The following is a 23,585-nucleotide window of genomic DNA, read 5'->3' as shown; positions in this document are numbered from 1 at the left end:
GGGTTGCGTCGCCCGCGCGGCGCAACCCATACTTAGCCAGGACGTAAAATACTGTCTGAATCAAGGAGTTTGCCTTCATGCTGCATGCAGAGCGACTGACCTGCATCGTTGACGATCGACCGCTGTTTGCGGAGCTGACGCTGTCCCTTGCTGCCGGTGAGCTGCTGCAGGTCGCCGGTGATAACGGCGCGGGGAAAACCTCGCTGCTGCGGATCCTCTGCGGCCTGGCGCGCCCGGAAAGCGGCGGGGTGAGCTGGCAGGGCCAGCCGCTGGCGAAGGTCCGGGAGTCATTTCATCGTCAGCTGCTGTGGCTGGGCCATAAGCCCGGCGTCAACGCGGCGCTGACCGCCGATGAAAATCTGCGTTTCTTCTTTCCGGGCAGCCGCCTTCAGCAGCGGGAACGCGCCCTCGCCGCCGTCGGCCTGGCGGGCTATGAAGATCTCCCCTTGAACCAGCTCTCTGCCGGGCAGCAGCGCCGGGTGGCGCTGACCCGCCTGTGGTTAACCGACGCGCCGCTGTGGATCCTCGATGAGCCGTTCACCGCCCTCGACGCCACAGCGATGGAAACCCTGACCCGACGCCTGGAGCAGCACGCCCGGCAGGGGGGAAGCGCGATCCTCACCACCCACCAGCCGCTGCGGCCGCTGCGCTGCCCGTTGCGCACCCTGCGCCTCGGCGGCGGCGACGGGAGGTGGCAATGATCCGGGCGCTGTTGGCCCGGGAACTGCGCCTGGCGTGGCGCAGCGGGGCGGAGATCCTCAATCCGCTCTGGTTCTTTCTGATCGTCATCACCCTGTTTCCGTTCGGCGTCGGCGCCGCGCCGCAGCTGCTGGCGCAGATTGCGCCGGGCGTGGTGTGGGTCGCCGCGCTGCTGGCGGCGCTGCTGGTGATGGAACGGTTATTTCGTGACGACTGGCAGGACGGCTCCCTGGAGCAGCTGTTGCTTCTGCCGACGCCGCTGGTGGCGGTGGTGCTGGTGAAGGTGGTTGCCCACTGGATGATGAGCGGCCTGCCGCTGCTGATCGTCTCGCCGCTGGCGGCGCTGCTGCTGGGGATGAGTCTGCATGACGCCGGCGTGCTGGCGCTGACCTTGCTGCTCGGCACCCCGACGCTCAGTTTTCTCGGCGCGGTGGGGGTTGGCCTGACGGTCGGCCTGAAGCGCGGCGGCGTCCTGCTGAGCCTGCTGGTGCTGCCGCTGGCGGTGCCGCTGCTGATTTTCGCCACCGCGGCCTGCCAGGCCGCCGCCGCCGGGCTCCCGGTCGGCGGCTATCTGGCGATGCTGGCGGCGTTCTTAACCGCCAGCGCCACCCTGTGTCCGTTCGCCACCGCCGCCGCGCTGCGGCTGACCGTGCAATAATTCGCTGCGCCTGCGGGCGCGGCCATCATAACCGTGTGAGTAAGCGTCTATGTGGAAAGCGTTACATCAACTGGCGATCCCCGAGCGGCTGTACCGCCTGTGCGGATGCTGGATCCCCTGGCTGGCGGCGTTGAGCGCGCTGTTGCTGGTCATCGGTCTGGGGTGGGGCTTTGGCTTCGCCCCGGCGGACTATCAGCAGGGGGAAAGCTACCGGATCATGTATCTTCATGTCCCGGCGGCGATGTGGTCGATGGGGCTGTACCTGGCGATGGCCGTTGCGGCCTTCGTCGGGGTGGTCTGGCAGATCAAAATGGCCGACCTGGCGATCGCCGCCCTGGCACCGGTGGGGGCGATCTGCACCCTGGTGGCGCTGGTCAGCGGCGCGGCGTGGGGCAAGCCAATGTGGGGGACCTGGTGGATCTGGGACGCCCGCCTGACCTCGGAGCTGGTGCTGCTGTTTCTGTATGCCGGGGTCATCGCCCTGTGGCACGCCTTTGACGACCGGCGGCTGGCCGGGCGCGCGGCGGGGATCCTCGTGCTGGTCGGGGTGGTCAATCTGCCCATCATTCATTACTCGGTCTACTGGTGGAATACCCTGCACCAGGGTTCGACCAACTTGCAGCAAACCATCGACCCGAGCATGCGTCTGCCGCTGCGGATCTGTATCTTTGCTTTCCTCGCGCTGTCGGTCACCCTGACCCTGATGCGCCTGCGTAACCTGATCCTGCAGCTGGAGCGTCGTCGACCGTGGGTGGTGGCGCTGGCTAACAAAGGAGCCGTCCGATGAGCCCCGCTTTTTCTTCGTTCGCCGCCTTCCTGAATATGGGCGGCTATGCCCAGTACGTCTGGCTGGCGGTGGCGGTGGCCGTCGCCGCCTTTGGCCTGCTGACGGTGCACACCCTGTGGGCGCGGCGGGCGCTATTCCATGAAGTGCGACGCCAGCAGGCGCGCGAGCGGCGGATCGCGGCTGCCCGCGAACATGACAAGGAGGCCGCGGATGCAAGCGCGTCGTAAAACCCGGCTGTATATCGTGCTGGCGGTGCTCGCCGGACTTGGGCTCACTGTCAGCCTGACGCTGTACGCCCTGAGCAGCAATATCGATCTGTTTTACACCCCGGGGGAAATTATCTACGGCAAAACGGAAACCCGGGCGCTACCTCATACCGGGCAGCGCCTGCGAGTGGGGGGCTACGTTCAGCCGGGCTCCCTGCAGCGCGACCCGCAAACCCTCGACGTGCGCTTTAAGCTGTATGACGCCCGCGGGGTGGTGGACGTTAGCTATAAGGGCATTCTGCCGGACCTGTTCCGTGAAGGGCAGGGCGTGGTGGCCCAGGGCGTGCTGGACGGCGAGCGGCATATTACCGCCCAGCAGGTGCTGGCCAAACATGATGAAAATTACACCCCGCCGGAGGTGAAAAACGCCATGACGCCGGAGAAAACGGGGGCGCAGCCATGATGCCGGAGCTGGGCAACTTTTTATTGTGTCTGGCGGCGGGGCTGGCGCTGCTCCTGAGCGTCTATCCCCTGTGGGGCGCGGCGCGGCAGGACCGCCGGCTGATGGCCCTGGCCCGGCCGCTGGCCTGCGGGCTGTTCGCCTGTATCGGCGGCGCTTTCCTGCTGCTGGTGCACGCCTTCGTGGTCAACGACTTTACCGTCCGCTACGTGGCGGAAAACTCCAACAGCGCGCTGCCGGTGTGGTATCGGGTGGCGGCGACCTGGGGGGCGCACGAGGGCTCGCTGCTGCTGTGGGTTCTGCTGCTCAGCGTCTGGACCTTCGCCGTCGCCCTCTTCAGCCGCCGGATGCCGCTCGACGCCGTCGCCCGGGTGCTGGCGGTGATGGGGATGATCGCCCTGGGGTTCCTGCTGTTTATCCTCTTTACCTCCAACCCGTTCAGCCGCGGCCTGCCGCAGTACCCCATTGATGGCCGCGACCTTAATCCGCTGCTGCAGGATATCGGCATGATTTTCCATCCGCCGATCCTCTATATGGGTTACGTAGGCTTCTCGGTGGCTTTCGCCTTCGCCATCGCCTCGCTGCTGGCGGGCCGGCTGGATACTGCCTGGGCGCGCTGGTCGCGTCCCTGGACCCAGGCGGCATGGATGTTCCTCACTCTCGGCATCGTGCTGGGCTCGGCATGGGCCTATTACGAACTGGGCTGGGGCGGCTGGTGGTTCTGGGACCCGGTGGAAAACGCCTCGTTTATGCCGTGGCTGGTTGGAACCGCGCTGCTGCACTCCCTGGCGGTGACCGAGAAGCGGGGCAGCTTCCGCGCCTGGACGGTGCTGCTGGCCATCGCCGCCTTCTCCCTGTGCCTGCTGGGCACCTTCCTGGTGCGCTCCGGGGTGCTGGTCTCGGTGCATGCCTTCGCCTCGGATCCATCGCGCGGGCTGTTTATCCTGGCGCTGCTGATTGTCGCCATCGGCGGGTCGCTGCTGCTGTACGCCCTGAAGGGCGGCCGGGTGCGGGCGCGGGTGGAACATACCCTGTGGTCGCGCGAGTCGTTCCTGCTTGGCAACAATATTTTGCTGATGGCCGCGATGCTGGTGGTGCTCCTCGGGACGCTGTTGCCGCTGGTGCATAAGGAGCTGGGCCTCGGCAGCATCTCCATCGGCGAGCCGTTCTTCAATACCATGTTCACCGCCCTGATGGCGCCGTTTGCGCTGCTGCTGGGGCTGGGACCGCTGATCCGCTGGCGGCGCGATGACATCGCCAGGCAGATTAAGCGCCTGATTATCGCTCTGCTGGTGACGTTGTCACTTTCTCTGGCGCTGCCGTGGCTGCTACAGGACCGTATCACCGCCATGGCGGTCATTGGCCTGATGATGGCCCTGTGGGTGCTGATCTTCGCCCTGCTGGAGGTTCACGAACGGGCCACTCATCGCCACGGCTTCTGGCGCGGCCTGCGGACGCTGACCCGCAGCCAGTGGGGGATGGTGCTCGGTCACGTCGGCGTGGCGGTGACCGTTATCGGCATCACTTTTAGCCAGAACTACAGCGTGGAGCGCGATGTACGGATGCGCCCCGGCGACAGTATCGATATCCATCGCTATCACTTTGTGTTTAACGGCGTGCGCAATATCGTCGGCCCCAACTGGACCGGCGGCGAAGGCATTATCGCCGTGACCCATAGCGGACGCCCGGAAGCGACGCTGTATGCCGAGAAACGCTTTTACACCGCCAGCCGGATGATGATGACCGAGGCGGCGATCAGCGGCGGGCTGACCCGCGATCTGTACGCCGCGCTGGGGGAAGAGCTGAGCGACGGCAGCTGGGCGGTACGTCTGTACTACAAACCGTTCGTTCGCTGGATCTGGTACGGCGGGGTGCTGATGGCCCTCGGCGGTCTGTGCTGCATGCTCGACCCGCGCTATCGGATGCGTAAGAAACTGCAGGAGGCCTCATGAACCGGAAGCTGCTGTTTATCCCGCTGGCGCTGTTTCTGGCGCTGGCCGCCGCGCTGTTCTGGCAGCTGATGCGCAATGCCGATGGCGACGACCCGACGACCCTTGAGTCGGCGCTGATTGGCAAACCGCTGCCGGAGTTTCGCCTTGAAGCGCTGAATACCCCCGGTCAGACGCTGGACCGGCGGACGCTGATTGACGGCAAGCCGCTGCTGCTCAACGTCTGGGCCACCTGGTGCCCAACCTGTCGCGCCGAGCATCAGTTTCTCAACGGCCTGGCGCAGCAGGGCGTGCGGGTGGTGGGGATGAACTACAAAGACGATCGCCAGAAGGCGATGAGCTGGCTGCAGCGCCTGGGTAATCCGTACAGGCTGAGCCTGTACGACGGCAACGGCATGCTCGGCCTGGATCTGGGAGTTTATGGCGCGCCGGAGACGTTTCTCATCGACGGTCAGGGCATCATCCGCTGGCGGCACGCCGGCGACCTGAACGAACGGGTGTGGCGCGAGGAGCTCCAGCCGCTGTGGAATCAATACAACCGGGGGGCGGGCTGATGAGAGGGGTAATGGGCATCCTGCTGGCGCTGATGGTGACCGGCCAGGCGTGGGCCGCCATCGATACCTGGCAGTTTAAGGATGAGGCCCAGGAGCAGGCCTTTCGCGAGATCACCTCCCAGCTGCGCTGCCCGAAATGCCAGAACAACAGCATCGCCGACTCGAATGCGATGATTGCTGCCGATATGCGGCAGAAGGTGTACGAACTGATGCAGCAGGGGAAAACGAAAGGGCAGATCGTTGACTATATGGTGGCCCGCTACGGCAATTTTGTCAGCTACGAGCCGCCGCTGACCGCGGGCACGGTGCTGCTGTGGCTGGGGCCGGGGCTGTTCGTGCTGGCGGGCGCCGGGATGATTATCGCCCGCGCGCGTCGTCGCGACATCCCTGACGCGGCGCTCAGCGCTGAAGAGCGCCAGCGGCTGGCGGAATTATTAAAAGAAGGAAAAGAACGATGAGCCTGTTGGTGGTTATCGCCGGGCTGTTGCTGGCTGGCGCGCTGGGACTGCTTTATTACCCATGGACGGGCAACGGGGCGGTGGACCGCGATACCCTCAACCGCGCCCTGTATCAGTCGCGCCTGCAGGAGCTGACGCAGGAGCGCGGCGAGGACAACCCGGCGCTGGTCGTCGAGCTGCAGCGCACGCTGCTGACCGATATCCCGCCCCAGGCACAGCCTGGCGAACGGCCGCTAAGCCGCTGGGCGCTGCTTCCGGGGGCGCTGCTGCTGGTGGTCCTGAGTCTGGGCCTGTATCTGAAAACCAGCGATATCGGCCAGGTGCTGCTCTGGCAGCAGGCTGAACGGCATTATCCTGCGCTGTTGCAGCAGGTTAAGGACCCGACGGCGGCGCCGCTGCGAATGGATGAGCTGGCGGAGCTGCGGCTTGGCCTGCGCAGCCACCTGCAGGATACCCCGAATGACCTCCCCGGCTGGCAGCTGCTTGGACGGCTGGGCCTGTTGTTAAACGATGGCGAGACGGCGATCGGCGCCTTTGGCCGGGCGCATGCTCTGGCGGCGGATGACCCGGCGGCGGCTTTCGATTACGCCAGCGCGCTGGTGCGGGCGGGAGATAGCGGTCAGGTTCGGATGGGCGAGCTGCTGCTGCGTGACCTGCATCAGCGGCAGCCGAACAGCCTGCCGGTGCTGGAGATGCTGGCCCTGAGCGCGGTGCGCAATGAAGATTACCCCGAGGCCGTGGCAGCCCTGCAGGCGCTGCTGGCCCGGCTGCCGGAAGGGGATGCGCGGCGCGAGGCGATCGTCCGCCAGCTGGCGCAGGCGCAGCAGCAGGCGCAGTAACTGCCCGGCGGTGCTGCGCAGGCGCGGGTCTGGGGCATGCCACCAGAAGAGTACGGGCAGCCCTGTTTTTGTAGGCCGGGTCAGGCGCAGCCGCCACCCGGCACAAAATCGGCTCCGTGCCCGCTGTCCTTGCCCGGCGGCGCTACGCTTGCGCGGGCCTACGAAGGGCGCGAATAGAGCGCCAAATCGCGGGCAGTTTTGTAGGCCGGGTATGGCGCAGCCGCCACCCGGCACAAAATCGGCTCCGTGCCCGCTGTCCTTGCCCGGCGGCGCTACGCTTGCGCGGGCCTACGAAGGGCGCGAATAGAGCGCCAAATCGCGGGTAGTTTTGTAGGCCGGGTCAGGCGCCAGCCGCCACCCGGCACAAAATCGGCTCCGTGCCCGCTGTCCTTGCCCGGCGGCGCTACGCTTGCGCGGGCCTACGAAGGGCGCGAATGGAGCGCCAAATCGCGGGCGGTTTTGTAGGCCGGGTATGGCGCAGCCGCCACCCGGCACAAAATCGGCTCCGTGCCCGCTGTCCTTGCCCGGCGGCGCTACGCTTGCGCGGGCCTACGAAGGGCGCGAATAGAGCGCCAAATCGCGGGTAGTTTTGTAGGCCGGGTCAGGCGCAGCCGCCACCCGGCAAAATAACGGCACAAGAGTGGCGCAATAGCGTAGCCAGGATAAGGCGCCACGCGCCGCCATCCGGGAACTTCCCAGCAGGCGCTACGCATAGCCGCTAGCGCGTTACGTCCCCCTGGTGTCGATCACGCCTGCTGTGTGCCAGATATAGTCATTAAACTCTCAGGCGTAAATTTTCCCCGATTGAACCATGTGCTCATTAATACAGCAGTCGCGCCCCGGCAGTCGTCACTGACACACTGCGCGTGGTCCTTGTCAGCAGGCGGATTTGCATCCGTTCTTCCTGCCCGGAAATCGCCTGCTCAAGCGGGCTGGGTCACGCCGAGCTGGGCGGCAGCGCGCGTAAAGCTACCCTCACGCACCACGGTAACGAAAGAGAGTCAGTCGTTGAGATTGCGCCTGGCCATGCTCGTTTCCGGTCCATTTATAAATTTTACTCATAAGGGTATTAAGTATTCATTAGCTAGTTAACCCGCTGCATATTGCTAATAATAAAGCGATGAAAAAGTCAACGCTAACCCTTATGCAAAACGCTTACCGCAGAACATCACTGCTGCTTCTTGCCGGCCTGATTTTCGTCACGCAGTCCGCTATGGCGAGTGACAACGACCGGGGAGTGGCGCAGGAGACGCTTATGAAAATTGAGATCATCGTGGAGGGAGAAACCGCTACCGCCACCCTCTATGATACGCCGACAGGCCGGGACTTTGCGTCTTTGCTTCCTCTCAGCCTGACGCTGGAAGACTATGACGATATTGAGCGTATAAGCGACCTGCCGCGCAGGCTTTCCACGGTGCAGGCACCGGACGGCATGACGCCGGAAGCCGGAGATATCACTTACTACGCGCCGTGGGGCAACCTGGCGATTTTTGCCCGGGGCAGGGCTTACGGCCGTTCACTGATCCCGTTAGGGAAAGTGGATTCCGGACTCCCGGTCCTGCAGCGCCACGGACCTCTTGCGGTGCAGATCAGGGTAGCCAACTGACCCACAGCACCTTCCACATCGCGATTATCCCTCTTATCCCGTCCCCGTATGCCGTTTCAGCTCTTCCTTCAGCGCTGCAGGCTCCGGGGCGCAGACTTCATGTTATCTACTGAAAAGAAATCCCTGAATGAGTAATAAGACAGACGAAAACAGAAAAAATAACACCGGAAGCGGGAAACAGCCTGAGCACTGGAGTGGTGTCTTTGCCATGACGCTGTGCGTCTTTGCCCTGATCGCCTCCGAATTCATGCCTGTCAGCCTGCTGACACCGATGGCGCAGACCCTTCGTGTCACCGAAGGTATGGCCGGACAGGGCATCGCCATTTCCGGGACATTTGCAGTGGTAACCAGCCTGTTTATTTCCGTGCTGGCAGGCACGCTTAACCGGAAAACGCTGCTGCTCGGTCTGACCTGCATTATGGCAATTTCCGGTGCTGTTATTGCGATGGCGCCCAATTACCTGACCTATATGGCGGGCAGGGCCCTGATTGGCATTGTGGTCGGCGGATTCTGGTCGATGTCGGCCGCGACGGCAATGCGTCTGGTCCCGGTGCATCGTGTTCCGCTGGCGCTGGCTATTTTCAACAGCGGCAATGCTCTGGCTACCGTCGTGGCTGCCCCTCTGGGCAGCTGGCTCGGATCGGTTGTTGGCTGGCGGGGTGCCTTCTTCTGCCTGGTGCCGGTCGCCATCATCGCGTTTGTCTGGCAATTACTCAGTCTCCCTTCTATGTCGGTCACCCGTCAGACGGCGGCTTCCCGCAACGTTTTCACGCTGTTTCGTCGCCGGGTGGTCACGCTGGGCATGCTGGGTGTGGGGATCTTCTTTATGGGGCAATTCACGCTCTTTACCTACATCAGGCCTTTCCTTGAGACGGTGACGCGGGTGGATGCCGCAACGGTGACCTTGGTCCTGCTGGTTATTGGTGTCGCGGGTTTCATCGGCACTACCCTGATTGGCCGGGTGCTGAAAAGCGGGTTCTACCCGACCCTGATGGCCATCCCTGTACTGATGGCTATCACTGCGCTGGCCCTGATTGCCTTCGGCAGTCATGTAGCCATCGTGACGGCGCTGCTCGGGCTGTGGGGGCTGATTTCCACTTCCGCACCGGTGGGATGGTGGGCATGGGTTCCGCATACCTTCCCTCAGAATGCCGAAGCGGGCGGCGGACTGATGGTGGCGATGGTGCAACTGTCCATTGCTCTCGGTTCGACGGTGGGCGGTCTGCTTTTCGACCATCACGGCTACCAGAGCACCTTCCTGGCCAGCGCCGCGATGCTGATTATCGCAACCGTACTGATCTTTCTGACCTCGCGGGCAGACACTTCTGCCGCAGACCATTCATAAACCCAGGAGTAACGCCATAACAGTTAAAGCTTACGGCGCCCATGCGTGCATATTGCCGCTGGAGCCGATGGATAAGGCCTCGTCGTGAGGAAAGAATATGTCTACGGGCGGGGTCAGTCCAAATCACTCAATGTTGCGCCCATTTGTTCGAGAACTGGTCACCCTAATTTTATGATGTACGTTAGGTTTTCGCGTTCAGTAATATTACTTTTTACTCGATGACCGATTGCGTAGTACCTCTCCGACAACAGGAGCAGCGGTAAACGCGTTTGGCCAGCCGGCATAGAACGCGGCTTGGGTAACGATCTCACCAGCCTCCTCAGCAGATAGTCCATTATCCATCGCTCTGTTGAGGTGATAGCCAATCTGTGCACTTTGTCCGGATGCGATTAAGGCGCTGACCGTAACCAGGCTTCTGTCGCGGGGTTTCAGCGCGGGTCTTTGCCAGAGATCCAGGAACAGGGGTTCAGCAGTGAACTTAACCAGGCCTGGAGATATTGAGCCAACATTTTTTTCCACTGTTTCTGAACGCTGCTTTTCTGCTTCCTGATTGAGGGGGAGCAGATCCGGAGAAGCGTCAGGAATTGCATCCGCCGTAACGCCACGAGATTCAAAAACCGTTTTGGTCACGCTGATGGCTGACATTGCATTTGGCCAACCTGAGTAGAACGCCAGATGGGTAATGATTTCTGACAGTTCCGCTGGTGTCACGCCGCTATCGAGAGCGACTTCAATATAGTGCTTAAGCTCGCCTGGCTGGTTGCGGGCAATCAGCATGGCAATGGTCACCATACTACGGTCCCTGGGCGAGAGGGAATCGCGTGTCCACAGATCTTCAGTAATGGCTTCACGGCTGAAGCGCGCCAGAGCCGGAGAGACAGCACGAATATCAGCTTCCGAAATCGCTGAAGGTTCAATTTTCATCATCGCTTTACCTCTTGTTTCCTCAGCAATAGCAAAATCAGAAATAACAAGCGACATGGCCGCCGCTGCAATTATGCTTTTCATGTTAATCCTCACTGATCAACGGTGCGGATCTTGTTTGATTCCGCCTTTGTTACGAAGAAATACCGGTTTTACCGGGATAGCGTCCTTACTGGCGCTCATATGCGCCGTTTGCCTGAGATAGTCCCGAAAGTGTGGCGTTTGTCGGTGCAGTTGATACGCTTCCTCACTGGCGTAAATCTCATAGAAATACCAGCGGTTCGGAGTCTGTGAGTCTGTAGCGGCATACATAGCTAACACGCCTTTCTCTACTTTGAGCGACTCAGCCATTTCAGGCATGACGATGTTTTTAAATTCGGTCTGAAATTCAGGCTTTACCTCGACGATCACCAGATTATTAATGGTTCGCTCATTCGGTATGATGTGTTTGTCCCCCAGAAATTGGGGCTCCAGAATGATTTTATTTTTCCGTTCGATAATGTCAGGTGCCCGGGCAGCGAATGCCTTGTACGGGTCGCCATTCAGATGTTTGTGGTAAGCGCTTTCGTTTTCATAGAGCTCCACCATGAATGCATGACTTGGATGGTCGCTGCGTTGCAGGGCGTACATCGCCAGCGTACCTTCTTCATGAACAACCGAAGCAGAAATCGTCTGTCTGGCCACGTCTGCAAAATCGTTGCCCCGATCGGGCCTGACCCCAATCTCGAAGAGATTCATCACTGACTTATCCAGCACATCCGGTTTTGTTGCAAAAACCGGACTGCTTATTAGTATGCAAATTAAAAGCATAAGGCTCTTTTTCACGAGGCTCCTTTTACTGACATTACTGTTTAAGTCGTTCGATCAGCTGGTGCTGGTAGGAAGGTAGCCGATCGCTACGGGCGCCCTCAAAGACCAGGGGAGGAAGCCACGTCATACCTGCGTGCAGGGCGCTGGCTTTCATTGGTAAAAACACATCCGCGAGCGATACCCCGATCCTGCCGTCTGGCCCGTAAGTTGAGCTTCCCCCCGCAGCCGTACTGACAATAAGCATCTCCTTTCCCTGCCACAAACCGGGTCCGACACTCCCCCAGGTTTCATTAAGCCAGGCTTTCATCATCGGCGTAATATTGAACCAGTGTGTCGGGAAGATAAAAACGACACGACTGTGCTCACGCATCATTTTTCGCTCCGCGTCGCCATTAATCTGACGTGTGTCATAACCATACAATGTCTCAAGGTTGCGAACCGTCACGCCTTCCAGACTCTCAGCGGCTGCCTGCAGCCCTTTTGTCAGAACTGAGCGTTCCGGATAAGGGTGTGAGACGATAACGAGCGTTTTAATGTCGGTCTTTTCACGACTATGTGCATGGCTAACGGGCATCAGGAAGATAACTGCAAACAAAAACAACGCTGCTGTTCTGTGCTGCAGTAACCAGATCATAAAACCTCCTATAAAAGTGAATAAGGGCTACCGCGTCCAGACCTGCCTGGCGTCTTTCGTTTGCGGCGTGTTTTGCGCCATGATCCCCGTCAGAACATGCGGCTGGTAGGTTTCTTCCAGAAACCGGATTTCCTCCTGGCTCAGTTGAAGATTGACGGCGTTTACCGCGCCATCGACGTGATCTTTTTTTGTGGCCCCTACAACAGGTGACGTGACTTTTGTCAGCAGCCAGGCGAGAGATATTTCCGTCATGGACACCTGATGCCGTTCGGCAAGTTCGGCTACACGCTCAATAATGAGCCGATCCTGTTCAGCCGTGCTGTCATATTTCCCGCGCGCATAATCATCCTCCGCGGCTCGTCGCGTGTGGCCTTCTTTCCGGGAGAGACGACCGCTGGCCAGCGCGCTATAGGGGGTCATGGCGATATCATCTTCAGCGCACAGACCGAAGAGCTCTCGTTCATCTTCACGCATAATCAGGTTGTAGTGGCTCTGCACGGAAACAAAGGGCGTCAGCCCTTCGCGTTCGGCAAGGGCGTTCGCCTTCGCCAGCTGCCAGGCATAGCAATTGGAAATACCAATCGCGCGCACCTTGCCGGCGGTCACGGCGGCGTGCAGCGCTTCAAGCACCTCAATAACTGGCGTGTTGTAATCCCAGATGTGATAGATGTAGAGGTCGATGTAGTCCATCCCCAGATTCTGCAGGCTCTGGTCGAGCGATCGGGCTATGGCTTCTTTTCCGCCGATCCCCGCGGCAATTTGCGCGGCGGTTCGTGGCAGAAACTTGGTGGCCAGCACCACGTCCTCGCGTTTTGCCATCTCCCGCAGCGCCCGGCCAACGTATCGCTCGCTGGAGCCGTTCTGATAGGCGATGGCGGTATCGTAAAAATTGATACCCTTTTCGAGACCGTAGCGGATAATGTCCCGGCTTGCTGTTTCGTCCAGCGTCCAGCGATGCTGGCCCGTTAACGGGTCGCCAAACCCCATACATCCCATGCAGATGCGGGAGACCAGTAAGTCACTTTTACCAAGCCGGATATACTGCATCGTTATTCTCCCTTTGGATTATTCACGACGGAATTGAGCAGATCGACAAGCCTTGAAGCGTGTTCCCGGGCAAGCGTTTTTTGCTGCGCGATTTTGTCGGCATCCCGGTCGGCATAGCTGATACCGCAGGTATAAACCGGCGCCAGCAGCTCAAGATTGCACAGCCTTGCCGTGGTCTCGAACGGAATAAGATACGCTTCAATGGCATGGCCAAAGAAACCGTCAGCGGTATAGAGCGCCTGTGGCGCCCCGGTAGTGAAGGAGAGGAGCAGCTTTTTACCGCGCAGTTTCGCCGTTGAGCCATGCGCGAAGCCGTGGACAAAGACCTCGTCCAGCCATGGTTTCATTACCCCGGGTAGCCCATACCAGGAAAAAGGAAACTGCCAGACAATCACATCGGCCCTGAGCAGGCTTTCCTGCTCCGCAGCGATATTGAATTTGCCGTCCGGATAGAGCCAGTCCAGACGACGAATTTCAGCATCGGGAAGGGCGGTAGCCACTTCATCAAGGATAGTGGCATTGGCGACGGAATGGTTCAGCTCAGGATGACCTGAAACAACAAGGATATTTTTCATTTCAATCAGTTAAACATCATTGGTGAATATTTAACCCAGTATAGAGTGACACCATTATTTTTTTTAGAGCAGTAAAGGCTCATTCACTTTTAGACAAAAACTAATAATGGTCGACGGATCTTATTGTGCCCGGTCATCATGAACCCGTGAACTACGCCGTGATGCCCAGTAAACGTTCTGCATTGCGAAACGCGATGGCCTCTTTTTCAGCCTTATTGACCGGCAGACAGTCGATAAATGTTTTTACACCGTCCAGGGTCTGATAGGGATAATCGACGGAGAACAGGATCCTGTCTGCCCCCATTAACTCGTAGATAAACTGGAAGTGCGGCAGTGTCAGCATACCTGACGGGGTAACATAAACGTGTTCCTGGAAGGTTCTCGTTAGCGTGCGTGACAGACCCGTTGCAGCCAGCGGAAGGCTGTCATCAAGACGCTGCAGCCAGAAGGGCAGCATCTCCCCCCAGTGGCCACTGATTACCTGCAGGTGGGGATATTTATCAAATGCGCCCGATAACATCAGCCGTAACAAATGGATCCCGGCTTCGTGATGCCAGCCCCAGCCAAACATAGAGAGCCTGGCGTTGACCTCTGCGCTGAAGCCCGTGAAGTAGGCCTGTTGCACGCTTTTAAACGGTAATCCGGGATGAAGGTAGAGTGGCACATTCAGTTTATTAAAGCGGGAAAGCAGGGAGTCATAGTCAGGATGATCGAGAAAGCATGAAGAGGGTCGGCCATTGAGAAGTGCCCCTTTAAACCCCAGTTTTTCAACTGCGCGGACAAGCTCTTTTTCAGCCTCTTCCGGCTGTGCCCAGGGAAGTGTGGCAAATGCCGCGAAGCGATCCGGGTGATTTCTTACCGCCCCGGCAAGGCGGTCGTTTGCCGCCGTATTTAATGTTACCGCTTCATCCCCGGGTGCCAACTGGGGGAATCCGCCCACAGAAAGGATCTGCAGGGTAATTCCAGCCTCATCCATATCCCTGAGGCGGCGGCTTCCCAAATCTGCGCCTTTCGCGTTTATCAGCGCATTCTTTTCTATCTGCGGCCGGCTTCGGTCAGGATTATGACCATCAGCGACGGTTTTCCCCCAGTCGCCAAGGAAAGGCGCCTGCTCAAGCGCAACAGGCATACACGCTCGCCCTAACTCGCTGTCGAGATAATGTTCTTCGAGGCAAATGATTTTCATATTCTCACCCTTCATACAAAGCAGTAAAAGTGATGCAGATAAGGATCAGCCGGAACTGTCCATACGTGAATGTCATTCATGACAGTCTGTCCCGGACGGGCGTTACACCATCGGTTTTTCCCAGGCGCCTCGTGTATCCACTCTGGTCTCTGTGGCGAGTTGTTCCAGCAGGATGATTTCCTCCTCGCGTAACTGGATATCTGAAGCACTGGCGGCGTCCAGAACGTGATGGACTTTAGTCGCGCCGATGAGTGGAAGGGTACCTTTCGCAATAGCCCATGCGATGGCTATCTGTGCAACGCTGGCATTCCTTTCAGCTCCCATTTTTTTCATGGCGGCGGTTAATCTTTCTATCTGCGGCAGTACTGCGTTATAACTTTCGGCCCGGCCACTCCCGGCAGGCATGGGATGATTTGAATCATAACGACCACTGAGCGCGCCTTGCTCCAGGACCATGTAAGCAAAGAACGTGATGTTATTTTGTCGGCAATAATCAAGGATCCCGGCCTCTTCAGAGGCGCGATAAAGCAGGCTGTAGTGATTCTGTACTGCACTGAGGGAATAACCGGAAGCGTTAAGGATTTCGTTGGCGCGTCTGATTTGTGCCAGATTGTGGTTGGAAACACCGACGCGTTTTACCTTACCGCTTTGTAAAAGTGGGATCAGTCCTGGCGTCCATTTCTCAACATCGAGGGGATTATGGATCCAGTAGAAATCAATCGCGTCCACACCCAGGCGTCCCAGGCTGGCCTCAAGCATATTGCTGACAGGCTGCGCTGACTGTTCGTCCGCAATCTGCGGCGTGAATTTGGTGGATAAAATCATATCCTCGCGGGGGAATTGACGGACTAACGTTCCCAGCGCAGCCTCTGAACTCCCCATGCCATATACTGCTGCGGTATCCCAGAGATTGAGGCCCTTACTCATGGCCGTGGTGAACACGTCTGCCATCTGAGTATCAGAAAGATGATTGCCGAAGACGGTGTCGCCACCGGCAAAGCCTGTGCCCCAGGACCATGTGCCGAGCGCGACGGGAGGAAGAGTTTTCATATTCAGCTCCTGAAAAAAGGCCGGATCGTTGCTGACGTAAACCGGCCAAAGAGGGTGAGTAACGATGAAAGACAGATGAATGAATTAAGCTGTCTGGCGGAGCGCATTTAACAGCGCCACACCGACACCGTGCGCTGAAGCGGGATTCTGCCCCGTGATAAGGCGACCGTCAGTAACCACGTTTTCAGACCAGTTCGGAGCTTCATGATGAAGCGCGCCATGCTCGCGGAGTGCAGTCTCAAGCAGGAAGGGAACCACATCTGTGGTGTGAACTTCTTCCTCTTCCTTGTTGGTAAAGGCCGCCACGTTTTTGCCTTTTACCAGGTATTCGCCGCTACTGAGTTTTGCGTCAACCAGTGCCGCAGGTCCGTGGCAGACGGCTGAGACAATCCCATCATTTTCATACACTTCGCGGATAATACGCTGGGCATCCTGGCTGTCGCGGAAATCCCACATGGTTCCATGCCCGCCCGCAAAGAAAACGGCGCTGTAATCGGTACCGTTCAGCTCGGATAACGCAGGCGTTGTGGCCAGGCGCTGCTGAAAATCGGTTTCGTTCCAGAACCAGGCGTTGACAGGGTCACTGAGGTCAAATCCATCCACCGGTGGCTGTCCCCCACGAATGCTGGCTATCGTCGTTTTTAGTCCGGCATCTTCCAGTACTTTCAGCGGATGCGTCAGCTCGGCCAGGAAAAAACCGGTCGGTACACCGGATGCACCTTTAATTGGATGGCTGGAGACAACACACAGCACGGGTTTATCTGCAGGTTTCATATCGGGCCTCACTTTTACTTTTTGAATTCAGCGGCAAAAAGATTTTCCCAGTTAATAAAGGAGCCAAGCGGAATGCACTCGAAGCTTAATAAGCCTGCTTTTGCCAGCGGAAATTCGGCCATGACGTTCACCGCTTCATCGACAGAGTCACACTCAAGAAAAATAGCGACGCCAGGTCTGTCCTGACGGAAGTAGATGTCGCGGATGAACCCGGATTTATACAATCCCCAGGCGTGCAGCGCTTCAGCGTTAAGGTGTGGAGCATATTTTTCCAGCGATGCTCCAGGTGCGGGGATATCCAGACATAAAATTCGCATCATAGTCTCCTGAACTCAGGTCGTTGTAGAAAGAGATAAAAGTATAAGAGGCGAATTTCATGAAGATTAGAGGAGCATTGACTTAAGCATCTTTAGACTGTACTTAATAATCTGGCGGAGATTGTTTAAGGAACACATTATGAATAATGCCCTTTATAACCAGATACGCATCTTTCAGAGCATTGCACGTGAGGGTAATATTTCGGCAGCCGCAAGAAAACTGGCAATTACGCCTCCTTCTGTCAGCAATGCGCTTAAGCTGCTGGAAGAGCATATTGGCCATCCGCTTTTTGTGCGTACGACCCGCCGTATTGAGCTGACGGAAACCGGGCAGCTGTTGCTGGAACAGACCGCTGCGGCGGTGGAGTCGCTGGAAAATTCGCTTGAAAGCATTCGCGACCAGAATCAGGAGCCCTCTGGTATTGTGCGAATCACACTCTCGCGTTTTGCCTATTTGTTAATTCTTAAGCCTGCAATGGCGAAATTCTGTCAGCAATATCCGGGCATACAGCTGGAAATATCGGTCTATGACGGTACCGTGAATATCATCGAAGGGCGTTTTGATCTGGGGATCCGTTTTGGCGATATTCTTGAAGGCGGGGTGGTGGCGCGGCCGTTAATGAAACCCTTTCGTGAAGGATTATATGCATCCTCAGCTTATATCAGCGAGCATGGAATGCCTGAGGTGCCGGCAGACCTCAGTCAACACAAGCTGATTGGCTACCGTTTTATCACTAACAACCGCATCCTTCCGTTGCTCCTGAACGACCACGGAGAACAACTGACGGTTGAGATGCCCGGACAATTAATCAGTAACGATATCGATGTTATGGCTGACGGGATCCGTAACGGGCTGGGAATTGGACGCCTGTTTGAACCCATCTGGCAGTTACAGCCCGACAGGGAGCACTTTATCCCCGTGATGGAGTGCTACTGGAAAACCTACCCGCCAGTTTATCTCTATTATCCCAAAAACGCGGGTAAAACGAAAAGAGTGAAGACCCTGATTGATTTTCTGCTATCCGCTACGAGGCGATAAAGACGTTAACTCATTGTTCAGTATGGAGGCGCTATTTCACAACCCCAGCGGCCTGGCCTCCTGTATAAACTCAATCAGAAGACGAAGCCCGGTCGGCAGTTGCCGGCGGCTTGAATAATAGATATGAAAACCTTCCTCCAGCGGTGACCATTCCGTAAGCACCAGGCGGAGCCGCCCATCCTTGACATAGGGAGCAACGAGAGGCTCCGGAAAATACATCAGGCCAGCCCCGCCCAGTACGGCTACAAGGCCCGTTTCGGCATGATTGACCGTCACTGAGCCTGGCACTGTCATTTGGTATGTTTCGCCGTCTCGCTTAAGTTCCCAGCGATAAACCCGATCGTCGCCGAGACGATTGCTGATGCAGCGATGGTGTAATAAATCATCCGGATGTTCAGGCGTTCCGTAGCGTTCCAGGTAGTCGGGGGAGGCCGCGATAACCCAGCGAATATCGGCGGATAGACGCCGGGCAACCATATCCTCCGGGACGGTGCCGCCATAGCGGATGCCGGCATCGAAGCCCGCATCAGTGACGTCAACCATACGGTTGCTGGCCACAATATCGATTTCAATATCGGGATAGCGATCCATAAAAGCGGGCATGACCGGCGCAAGCAAAAGATTTGCCGCTTCAACGGCTGCATTGATGCGGATACGTCCGGTAGGGGTATTGCGATACCGGTTAAGCGATTCAAGCGCGCCTTCTATGGTGTCGAAAGGCTGAAGAACAGACTGAACCAGTTCCTCACCAGCTGCCGTAGGGGTGACGCTCTTGGTCGTGCGATTAAGCAGGCGAACCCCGAGCCGGGTTTCCAGTCCCTTCAGGGCATGACTCAGCGCTGATGCACTGACGCCTAGTTCAATCGCCGCACGGCTGAAGCTGCGATGACGTGCAATCGCCATGAAATAAATGAGATCGGCAACATCAGCTCTGCTTATTTGCATACAGAATAGTTTTCCTTGTGCGTTAAGGCCCGAATGCGTTGATAAGGAAATGATATACACCTTAGACCGATTAGGGCTAATCCGTTGCTGAATTTTATTCACAAGTCCATCCACTCATGTCCTCTCACTGAACATGTTGTGCTTCGTTATTCTTGAAAATTATGCACTCTGGCTGGTGGGCCAGGGCGGAACATTCACCTAACGGAGCCGTTTATGAACTATACGCATCTTGGCCGCACTGGCCTGAAAGTCAGCCGCCTTTGTCTCGGAACCATGAATTTTGGTGACGTCACCGACGAGAAAACCAGTGCCCGCATTCTGGATGAAGCGCTTGAGGCGGGTATCAATTTCATTGATACAGCGGACGTGTATGGCACCGAACAATCCCCCGATATCCAGCAAGGCTCAGGGCTGTCCGAGGAAATTATTGGTCGCTGGCTTCAGCAGGGTGGCCGCCGTGACCGTATTGTTCTGGCGACGAAAGTCTATCAGCCTATGGGACCTGGTCCGAACGATCGCCGGCTTTCTGCTTACCATATTCGCAAGGCCTGCGAGGACAGTTTGCGACGTCTTAAGACCGACCATATTGACGTCTATCAGATGCATCACATCGATCGTCATACACCGTGGGAAGAGATCTGGCAGGCCATGGAACTGCTTGTTCAGCAGGGAAAGGTTCTTTATATCGGTAGCAGCAATTTCGCCGGCTGGGACATTGCGACTGCGCAGTCAGTCGCCACGGCCCGTCATTTCCTGGGCCTGGTCGCCGAGCAAAGTCTCTACAATCTGACTGCCCGAACTATTGAGCTGGAGCTCATTCCCGCATGCCGTCATTTTGGCCTGGGACTGATCCCCTGGAGCCCGCTTGCCGGAGGGTTGCTTGGCGGCGTACTGAAAAAGATGGCAAGCGGGCGCCGAGCAAGGCCCGCGTTTGCCCGCCAAATTGAACAGTATCGTCCGCAGCTGGAAGCCTATGAAGGATTATGTGAGAACCTCGGCGAAACCCCTTCCGATGTGGCGCTGGCGTGGCTCCTGCAGAATCCTGTCGTTACCGCTCCACTGATTGGGCCTCGTACGGTCGAACAACTCCAGCAGGCGCTTCACGCAACGACAGTCACGCTATCAGACGACACCATGAGCTGTCTCGACGAAATCTGGCCAGGCCCCGGGGGAGAAGCGCCTCAGGCTTACGCCTGGTAATGACCAAATTGATGAATCCTTTCTTCGTTATAGGGAGTTCCAGTTTATGAGCAAGATGATGCATGACCAGCCTTCTGCTGCCGTACCCGCTTCCTGGGACCGGCGCAATTTTCTGATCGCCGGCGCCGGTCTGGCGTTGGCCGCAACCACCCTTGGCAGGAGCGGCGCCGTGATGGCGAAACCGGCTGGTCAGGACACGCCGAACGCCCCTGCGGATGCTGTTCCCGTCCAGAAGGAAACCTTAACCACGCGTAAACTCGGCTCGCTGGAGGTTTCCGGCATGGGACTCGGGTGCCTGCCGATGGTGGGCTATTACGGCGGAGGTCCGCGCGATCGTAAAGCCATGGTTTCGCTCATCCGGGCAGCCTTCGAACAAGGTATCACGTTCTTTGATACTGCCGAGGTGTACGGCCCCCATCTCAGTGAAGAATTTGTCGGGGAAGCACTGGCCCCCGTTCGCGATCGTGTGGTGATTGCCACCAAGTTCGGCTTCGGCGTGGAGGAGGGGAAGCCCACTTCCCTTAATAGCCATCCTGACCATATCCGCCGCGCCGTAGAAGGCTCACTAAAGCGTCTGAAAACGGACCACATCGATCTTCTTTATCAGCATCGCCCCGACCCGAATGTGCCGATCGAGGATGTGGCGGAAACCGTGAAGGCGCTGATCCAGGAGGGGAAAGTGAAACACTGGGGACTGTCGGAAGCGAGTGCCAGGACAATCCGGCGCGCACATGCGGTACTCCCTGTGACTGCAGTGCAGAGTGAGTATGCCATGTGGTGGCGGGAACCGGAGACGCGGATATTTCCGACGCTCGAAGAGCTGGGTATCGGTTTCGTACCTTACTGCCCGACCGCCCGCAGTTTCCTTGCCGGGGCAGTCAATCCAGATCAGCGGTTCGACAGCACAGATCGGCGGCATAACCTGCCACGCTTCCAGCCCGATGCCCTGGCCAAAAACATGGTGCTGCTTGAATTCGCGCAGTCCTGGGCCCGTCGCAAAAACACCACTCCGGTTCAGTTCGCGCTGGCCTGGGTAATGGCCCAGCGACCCTGGATTGTCCCTATCCCGGGTACGACGCAATATCCGCACCTGATAGAAAATAGCGGCGCACCGCAAGTCCGGTTGACGGACAGCGAGCTACGCGAAATCGATGCGGCGCTTGCCAAAATCCCATTGCAGGGCGGTCGCGCCGATCCGTTTACCGAAAGTCAGTTTGATAAAAGTTAATACCTGCTGTCACAGGGAGACTGCAGGTGAAGTCTCCCTCTGTATTATTGCCGGGGATAAACCACATGAATGGACTAAATCATAAAGCGCTTACATGCAGTGCCGTCCCCATACCGCCCTGGGAGCGTTCTCTTCAGGCCGTGGAGGCCCAGCCGTACTTCAGCGTTTCACAGGCGTCGCTCGTGCTCGAAGGGATCGTGTTCGATCGGAACAATAACCTGCTGTTTGTTGATGTGGCGACGGGGCGCGTGTTTAAGCTCACCCCGGAGTGGCAGCTTTCCATTGTCCTTAAGGAGAATACGCTCGGTGCTTCCGGCCTGGCGGTACACAAGGATGGACGGATCTTTATCGCCTCGGTGGGCGATATGCAGCGAGGTTCTGTTCGGGCTATCGAACCCAACGGCACCGGTGAGCAGATGATTGTTGCTCCTGATGCCGGATTTCTTGTCAACGACCTGGTCTTTGATAATCAGGGCGGATTTTATTTCACTGACAGCCGGGGAAATTCAGCCGATCCACAGGGTGGAGTGTTCTACGTTAGTCCCAATGTCGGGTCAATTCATGCCATCCTGCCTGGGCTCGCAGTCGGGAACGGCATAGCGATTGACCCTGACGGTACTCAGATATGGGCCACAGAACACGCTAAAAACAGGCTTCATCGCGTAAGACTGTCAGACGCCACCACGGTCGCCCCGTTTGGTTCAGTTGTTACCTATCAGTTCACCGGGCCGGCGCCAGACGGGGCCCGTGTCGACAGCGAAGGCAATGTATATGTGGCCATCTCAGGCCAGGGCCGCGTCATGGTCTTCAACCGCAACGGACTGCCGATTGGGCAAATTGTGCTGCCTGACCGCGACAAAGGCCGTAACCTTAAATCGACAAGCCTGGCGATCCGCCCCGGGCATCGCGAGTTGTTTATTGTCGCCAACAGCGGGAGCGAACCTGGTGGAGCGATGATTTTTCGATCGGGCGCATTCGCGCCGGCACCGTTTCCCTTTTCACATCAGTGACCGGGAATGAGTGGTCTGGCAGACCCGGCAACGCCGGGCCAGGGCAGGGTGTTAACAGTTCTGGATTGCTGAAGGCGGCGTGAGGGAAGGCGGCGTATCCGGAAGCGGGGGAATGATCCCGTCAACGGGGTGCGGCAGATACTGTGCCTCGAGTTCTATGATTTCGGCATCGCTCAGAGAAAAGTCCAGCGCGCTGATAGCCGTGGAAAGATGTTCTGGTTTCGTTGCGCCAATGATCGGTGCTGTGATGACGGATTTTGATAACAGCCAGGCAATTGCAACATGAGCTCTTGGCACCGCGTGCTTTTCGGCAATGCTGGCAACAACATCAATAACGGGCTTATCCAGAAGGGCTGCGTTCTCATACATTTTTAACGCAAAGGCATCGTTTTGCGTTCGTCGGGACGTGACACTCCAGTCGCGCGTGAGCCTGCCGCGTGCCATCGGACTCCAGGGGATCACCCCAATGCCCTGGTCTTCACACAGGGGCAGCATCTCGCGCTCTTCTTCCCGGTAAAGCAGGTTGTATTGCGGTTGCATCGTGATAAATCGGGTCCAGCCGTTACGCTCAGCGGTATGCTGCATTTTTGCAAAGCGCCAAGCTTCCATAGAAGATGCGCCGATGTAACGTACTTTTCCTGCTTTAACGAGGTCATGCAGAGCCTCCATGGTCTCTTCAACAGGCGTGGAGTGGTCAAAGCGGTGAATCTGAAAGAGATCCACATAATCCATGCCTAAGCGCATCAGGCTATCGTCAATAGACTGAAAAATGGCCTTGCGGGAAAGAAACCCGGTATTGGGTGAGTTGCGCCACGGAAAGAAGGTCTTTGTCGCTACAACGATCTCGTCACGTCTGGCCATTTCTCTCAGCGCTTTTCCAGTAATCTCTTCAGAACTTCCGCCTGAGTAGATATTCGCGGTATCAAAAAAATTAATGCCGGCTTCAAGCGCCTGGCGAATGAGCGGACGTGACGCCTTTTCATCCAGGGACCAGGGTTGAGGCAACCGTTCAGGTTCGCCATAGCTCATACAACCGAGACAAAGACGGGAGACTTTCAACCCGCTACGACCCAGATTCACATACTTCATTCGGTGTTCCTTCTTTTATTGCCAGCAATTCTGTATGTGACAGGGTATTGCACTGGTATGAAGGGAACCAGCATGCGCCATTGAATGGTGTTATGAGTTTTTTTCACAAGTAGTCGACAATGGAATTAAAATCGAAGTACAGTCCCGACAAAGTAACATTGGTGATCGCATCAAACATCCCTGCTTTCATAATGCG

The 23,585-nt window shown here is 57.6% G+C and carries 26 protein-coding genes and 1 pseudogene; 15 read left to right on the top strand and 12 right to left on the bottom strand.

The window, feature by feature from the left end:
* Window positions 1-77: 77 nt before the first annotated feature.
* From ccmA to ccmI, 9 genes are read left to right on the top strand one after another with little or no spacing between them, the layout of a single operon-like run.
* Complete coding sequence (gene ccmA / locus KHQ24_RS23030; RefSeq protein ID WP_048295014.1) at window positions 78-701, top strand: cytochrome c biogenesis heme-transporting ATPase CcmA; 624 nt, start codon at window positions 78-80, stop codon at window positions 699-701.
* Window positions 698-1,357, top strand: coding sequence for a heme exporter protein CcmB (gene ccmB / locus KHQ24_RS23025; RefSeq protein WP_004203006.1), 660 nt, complete (start codon window positions 698-700; stop codon window positions 1,355-1,357). The genes ccmA and ccmB overlap by 4 nt, the downstream gene beginning before the upstream one ends.
* Before the next feature lie 49 nt (window positions 1,358-1,406).
* Window positions 1,407-2,144, top strand: coding sequence for a heme ABC transporter permease (locus tag KHQ24_RS23020; RefSeq protein ID WP_004203002.1), 738 nt, complete (start codon window positions 1,407-1,409; stop codon window positions 2,142-2,144).
* Complete coding sequence (gene ccmD / locus KHQ24_RS23015; RefSeq protein WP_023286548.1) at window positions 2,141-2,371, top strand: heme exporter protein CcmD; 231 nt, start codon at window positions 2,141-2,143, stop codon at window positions 2,369-2,371. The genes KHQ24_RS23020 and ccmD overlap by 4 nt, the downstream gene beginning before the upstream one ends.
* Complete coding sequence (gene ccmE / locus KHQ24_RS23010) at window positions 2,355-2,813, top strand: cytochrome c maturation protein CcmE (RefSeq protein ID WP_004143391.1); 459 nt, start codon at window positions 2,355-2,357, stop codon at window positions 2,811-2,813. Before ccmD ends, ccmE begins: the two co-directional genes overlap by 17 nt.
* A complete protein-coding gene (locus tag KHQ24_RS23005) occupies window positions 2,810-4,762 on the top strand; it encodes a heme lyase CcmF/NrfE family subunit (RefSeq protein ID WP_049092281.1) in 1,953 nt (650 codons plus the stop codon). Before ccmE ends, KHQ24_RS23005 begins: the two co-directional genes overlap by 4 nt.
* On the top strand, window positions 4,759-5,313 hold the full coding sequence (locus tag KHQ24_RS23000; RefSeq protein ID WP_004202997.1) for a DsbE family thiol:disulfide interchange protein: 555 nt from the start codon (window positions 4,759-4,761) through the stop codon (window positions 5,311-5,313). Before KHQ24_RS23005 ends, KHQ24_RS23000 begins: the two co-directional genes overlap by 4 nt.
* An 11-nt stretch (window positions 5,314-5,324) precedes the next feature.
* Entirely contained in the window at window positions 5,325-5,771 is a 447-nt protein-coding gene (locus tag KHQ24_RS22995) for a cytochrome c-type biogenesis protein (RefSeq protein ID WP_074195372.1), read from the top strand.
* Complete coding sequence (gene ccmI, locus KHQ24_RS22990; RefSeq protein WP_065904635.1) at window positions 5,768-6,610, top strand: c-type cytochrome biogenesis protein CcmI; 843 nt, start codon at window positions 5,768-5,770, stop codon at window positions 6,608-6,610. The genes KHQ24_RS22995 and ccmI overlap by 4 nt, the downstream gene beginning before the upstream one ends.
* A gap of 826 nt (window positions 6,611-7,436) precedes the next feature.
* Here ccmI and KHQ24_RS22985 read toward each other — a convergent pair.
* Window positions 7,437-7,596: pseudogene (locus tag KHQ24_RS22985) on the bottom strand (LysR family transcriptional regulator); the annotation flags it as partial.
* Window positions 7,597-7,865: 269 nt separating this feature from the next.
* On the opposite strand from KHQ24_RS22985, the gene KHQ24_RS22980 reads away from it, so the two are divergent.
* The gene (locus KHQ24_RS22980; RefSeq protein ID WP_040241394.1) at window positions 7,866-8,216 is read left to right on the top strand and encodes a cyclophilin-like fold protein; all 351 of its coding nucleotides are present in this window, start codon (window positions 7,866-7,868) and stop codon (window positions 8,214-8,216) included.
* A 127-nt stretch (window positions 8,217-8,343) separates the two neighbouring features.
* Entirely contained in the window at window positions 8,344-9,561 is a 1,218-nt protein-coding gene (locus KHQ24_RS22975; protein WP_074194568.1) for an MFS transporter, read from the top strand.
* Between the two features lie 204 nt (window positions 9,562-9,765).
* Here the strand turns inward: KHQ24_RS22975 and KHQ24_RS22970 are convergent, their stop codons facing one another.
* From KHQ24_RS22970 to KHQ24_RS22930, 9 genes are all read right to left on the bottom strand, one after another.
* A complete protein-coding gene (locus KHQ24_RS22970; RefSeq protein WP_049004716.1) occupies window positions 9,766-10,569 on the bottom strand; it encodes a carboxymuconolactone decarboxylase family protein in 804 nt (267 codons plus the stop codon).
* 15 nt (window positions 10,570-10,584) lie between these two features.
* Window positions 10,585-11,295 (bottom strand): putative quinol monooxygenase, encoded by a 711-nt coding sequence (locus KHQ24_RS22965; protein WP_049004719.1) that lies wholly within the window; start codon window positions 11,293-11,295, stop codon window positions 10,585-10,587.
* A 34-nt stretch (window positions 11,296-11,329) separates the two neighbouring features.
* Complete coding sequence (locus tag KHQ24_RS22960; RefSeq protein ID WP_228298034.1) at window positions 11,330-11,869, bottom strand: NAD(P)H-dependent oxidoreductase; 540 nt, start codon at window positions 11,867-11,869, stop codon at window positions 11,330-11,332.
* Between the two features lie 87 nt (window positions 11,870-11,956).
* Window positions 11,957-12,976, bottom strand: a complete 1,020-nt coding sequence (locus KHQ24_RS22955) for an aldo/keto reductase (protein WP_065696969.1) — start codon at window positions 12,974-12,976, stop codon at window positions 11,957-11,959.
* 2 nt (window positions 12,977-12,978) lie between these two features.
* Window positions 12,979-13,551, bottom strand: coding sequence for an NAD(P)H-dependent oxidoreductase (locus KHQ24_RS22950; RefSeq protein WP_211777494.1), 573 nt, complete (start codon window positions 13,549-13,551; stop codon window positions 12,979-12,981).
* A 151-nt stretch (window positions 13,552-13,702) separates the two neighbouring features.
* A complete protein-coding gene (locus KHQ24_RS22945; protein ID WP_153668748.1) occupies window positions 13,703-14,737 on the bottom strand; it encodes an amidohydrolase family protein in 1,035 nt (344 codons plus the stop codon).
* A 102-nt stretch (window positions 14,738-14,839) separates the two neighbouring features.
* A complete protein-coding gene (locus KHQ24_RS22940; RefSeq protein WP_049004063.1) occupies window positions 14,840-15,787 on the bottom strand; it encodes an aldo/keto reductase in 948 nt (315 codons plus the stop codon).
* A gap of 84 nt (window positions 15,788-15,871) precedes the next feature.
* Window positions 15,872-16,561: a type 1 glutamine amidotransferase domain-containing protein gene (locus tag KHQ24_RS22935; RefSeq protein ID WP_064794669.1), complete on the bottom strand. Its 690-nt coding sequence runs from the start codon at window positions 16,559-16,561 to the stop codon at window positions 15,872-15,874.
* 14 nt (window positions 16,562-16,575) lie between these two features.
* Complete coding sequence (locus tag KHQ24_RS22930; protein WP_053810270.1) at window positions 16,576-16,878, bottom strand: hypothetical protein; 303 nt, start codon at window positions 16,876-16,878, stop codon at window positions 16,576-16,578.
* 139 nt (window positions 16,879-17,017) lie between these two features.
* Here KHQ24_RS22930 and KHQ24_RS22925 point away from each other — a divergent pair, with 139 nt between their 5' ends.
* Complete coding sequence (locus KHQ24_RS22925) at window positions 17,018-17,917, top strand: LysR family transcriptional regulator (RefSeq protein ID WP_153668752.1); 900 nt, start codon at window positions 17,018-17,020, stop codon at window positions 17,915-17,917.
* 36 nt (window positions 17,918-17,953) lie between these two features.
* Here KHQ24_RS22925 and KHQ24_RS22920 read toward each other — a convergent pair whose 3' ends face one another.
* A complete protein-coding gene (locus KHQ24_RS22920) occupies window positions 17,954-18,862 on the bottom strand; it encodes a LysR family transcriptional regulator (RefSeq protein WP_004184079.1) in 909 nt (302 codons plus the stop codon).
* Window positions 18,863-19,075: 213 nt separating this feature from the next.
* Between KHQ24_RS22920 and KHQ24_RS22915 the strand changes: the two genes are divergently transcribed.
* From KHQ24_RS22915 to KHQ24_RS22905, 3 genes are all read left to right on the top strand, one after another.
* On the top strand, window positions 19,076-20,062 hold the full coding sequence (locus KHQ24_RS22915) for an aldo/keto reductase (protein WP_094311869.1): 987 nt from the start codon (window positions 19,076-19,078) through the stop codon (window positions 20,060-20,062).
* 46 nt (window positions 20,063-20,108) lie between these two features.
* The gene (locus KHQ24_RS22910) at window positions 20,109-21,290 is read left to right on the top strand and encodes an aldo/keto reductase (RefSeq protein ID WP_208692889.1); all 1,182 of its coding nucleotides are present in this window, start codon (window positions 20,109-20,111) and stop codon (window positions 21,288-21,290) included.
* A 65-nt stretch (window positions 21,291-21,355) separates the two neighbouring features.
* The gene (locus tag KHQ24_RS22905; RefSeq protein WP_211777509.1) at window positions 21,356-22,300 is read left to right on the top strand and encodes an SMP-30/gluconolactonase/LRE family protein; all 945 of its coding nucleotides are present in this window, start codon (window positions 21,356-21,358) and stop codon (window positions 22,298-22,300) included.
* A 51-nt stretch (window positions 22,301-22,351) separates the two neighbouring features.
* Here the strand turns inward: KHQ24_RS22905 and KHQ24_RS22900 are convergent, their stop codons facing one another.
* Window positions 22,352-23,389, bottom strand: coding sequence for an aldo/keto reductase (locus tag KHQ24_RS22900; RefSeq protein ID WP_049004058.1), 1,038 nt, complete (start codon window positions 23,387-23,389; stop codon window positions 22,352-22,354).
* Between the last annotated feature and the right edge of the window lie 196 nt (window positions 23,390-23,585).

Source organism: Klebsiella sp. 54, from assembly GCF_018223875.1.
GTDB lineage: Bacteria > Pseudomonadota > Gammaproteobacteria > Enterobacterales > Enterobacteriaceae > Klebsiella > Klebsiella quasipneumoniae.
Note: the sequence above shows the minus strand (reverse complement) of the source record. Positions and strands in the feature narration are given on the sequence as shown.

What these genes read in the sequence shown, in the direction of transcription:
- ccmA (WP_048295014.1), top strand. Translation starts at nt 78, where the DNA reads ATGCTGCATGCAGAGCGACTGACCTGCATCGTTGACGATCGACCGCTG.
- ccmB (WP_004203006.1), top strand. Translation starts at nt 698, where the DNA reads ATGATCCGGGCGCTGTTGGCCCGGGAACTGCGCCTGGCGTGGCGCAGC.
- KHQ24_RS23020 (WP_004203002.1), top strand. Translation starts at nt 1,407, where the DNA reads ATGTGGAAAGCGTTACATCAACTGGCGATCCCCGAGCGGCTGTACCGC.
- ccmD (WP_023286548.1), top strand. Translation starts at nt 2,141, where the DNA reads ATGAGCCCCGCTTTTTCTTCGTTCGCCGCCTTCCTGAATATGGGCGGC.
- ccmE (WP_004143391.1), top strand. Translation starts at nt 2,355, where the DNA reads ATGCAAGCGCGTCGTAAAACCCGGCTGTATATCGTGCTGGCGGTGCTC.
- KHQ24_RS23005 (WP_049092281.1), top strand. Translation starts at nt 2,810, where the DNA reads ATGATGCCGGAGCTGGGCAACTTTTTATTGTGTCTGGCGGCGGGGCTG.
- KHQ24_RS23000 (WP_004202997.1), top strand. Translation starts at nt 4,759, where the DNA reads ATGAACCGGAAGCTGCTGTTTATCCCGCTGGCGCTGTTTCTGGCGCTG.
- KHQ24_RS22995 (WP_074195372.1), top strand. Translation starts at nt 5,325, where the DNA reads ATGGGCATCCTGCTGGCGCTGATGGTGACCGGCCAGGCGTGGGCCGCC.
- ccmI (WP_065904635.1), top strand. Translation starts at nt 5,768, where the DNA reads ATGAGCCTGTTGGTGGTTATCGCCGGGCTGTTGCTGGCTGGCGCGCTG.
- KHQ24_RS22980 (WP_040241394.1), top strand. Translation starts at nt 7,866, where the DNA reads ATGAAAATTGAGATCATCGTGGAGGGAGAAACCGCTACCGCCACCCTC.
- KHQ24_RS22975 (WP_074194568.1), top strand. Translation starts at nt 8,344, where the DNA reads ATGAGTAATAAGACAGACGAAAACAGAAAAAATAACACCGGAAGCGGG.
- KHQ24_RS22970 (WP_049004716.1), bottom strand. Translation starts at nt 10,569, where the DNA reads ATGAAAAGCATAATTGCAGCGGCGGCCATGTCGCTTGTTATTTCTGAT.
- KHQ24_RS22965 (WP_049004719.1), bottom strand. Translation starts at nt 11,295, where the DNA reads ATGCTTTTAATTTGCATACTAATAAGCAGTCCGGTTTTTGCAACAAAA.
- KHQ24_RS22960 (WP_228298034.1), bottom strand. Translation starts at nt 11,869, where the DNA reads ATGCCCGTTAGCCATGCACATAGTCGTGAAAAGACCGACATTAAAACG.
- KHQ24_RS22955 (WP_065696969.1), bottom strand. Translation starts at nt 12,976, where the DNA reads ATGCAGTATATCCGGCTTGGTAAAAGTGACTTACTGGTCTCCCGCATC.
- KHQ24_RS22950 (WP_211777494.1), bottom strand. Translation starts at nt 13,551, where the DNA reads ATGAAAAATATCCTTGTTGTTTCAGGTCATCCTGAGCTGAACCATTCC.
- KHQ24_RS22945 (WP_153668748.1), bottom strand. Translation starts at nt 14,737, where the DNA reads ATGAAAATCATTTGCCTCGAAGAACATTATCTCGACAGCGAGTTAGGG.
- KHQ24_RS22940 (WP_049004063.1), bottom strand. Translation starts at nt 15,787, where the DNA reads ATGAAAACTCTTCCTCCCGTCGCGCTCGGCACATGGTCCTGGGGCACA.
- KHQ24_RS22935 (WP_064794669.1), bottom strand. Translation starts at nt 16,561, where the DNA reads ATGAAACCTGCAGATAAACCCGTGCTGTGTGTTGTCTCCAGCCATCCA.
- KHQ24_RS22930 (WP_053810270.1), bottom strand. Translation starts at nt 16,878, where the DNA reads ATGCGAATTTTATGTCTGGATATCCCCGCACCTGGAGCATCGCTGGAA.
- KHQ24_RS22925 (WP_153668752.1), top strand. Translation starts at nt 17,018, where the DNA reads ATGAATAATGCCCTTTATAACCAGATACGCATCTTTCAGAGCATTGCA.
- KHQ24_RS22920 (WP_004184079.1), bottom strand. Translation starts at nt 18,862, where the DNA reads ATGCAAATAAGCAGAGCTGATGTTGCCGATCTCATTTATTTCATGGCG.
- KHQ24_RS22915 (WP_094311869.1), top strand. Translation starts at nt 19,076, where the DNA reads ATGAACTATACGCATCTTGGCCGCACTGGCCTGAAAGTCAGCCGCCTT.
- KHQ24_RS22910 (WP_208692889.1), top strand. Translation starts at nt 20,109, where the DNA reads ATGAGCAAGATGATGCATGACCAGCCTTCTGCTGCCGTACCCGCTTCC.
- KHQ24_RS22905 (WP_211777509.1), top strand. Translation starts at nt 21,356, where the DNA reads ATGAATGGACTAAATCATAAAGCGCTTACATGCAGTGCCGTCCCCATA.
- KHQ24_RS22900 (WP_049004058.1), bottom strand. Translation starts at nt 23,389, where the DNA reads ATGAAGTATGTGAATCTGGGTCGTAGCGGGTTGAAAGTCTCCCGTCTT.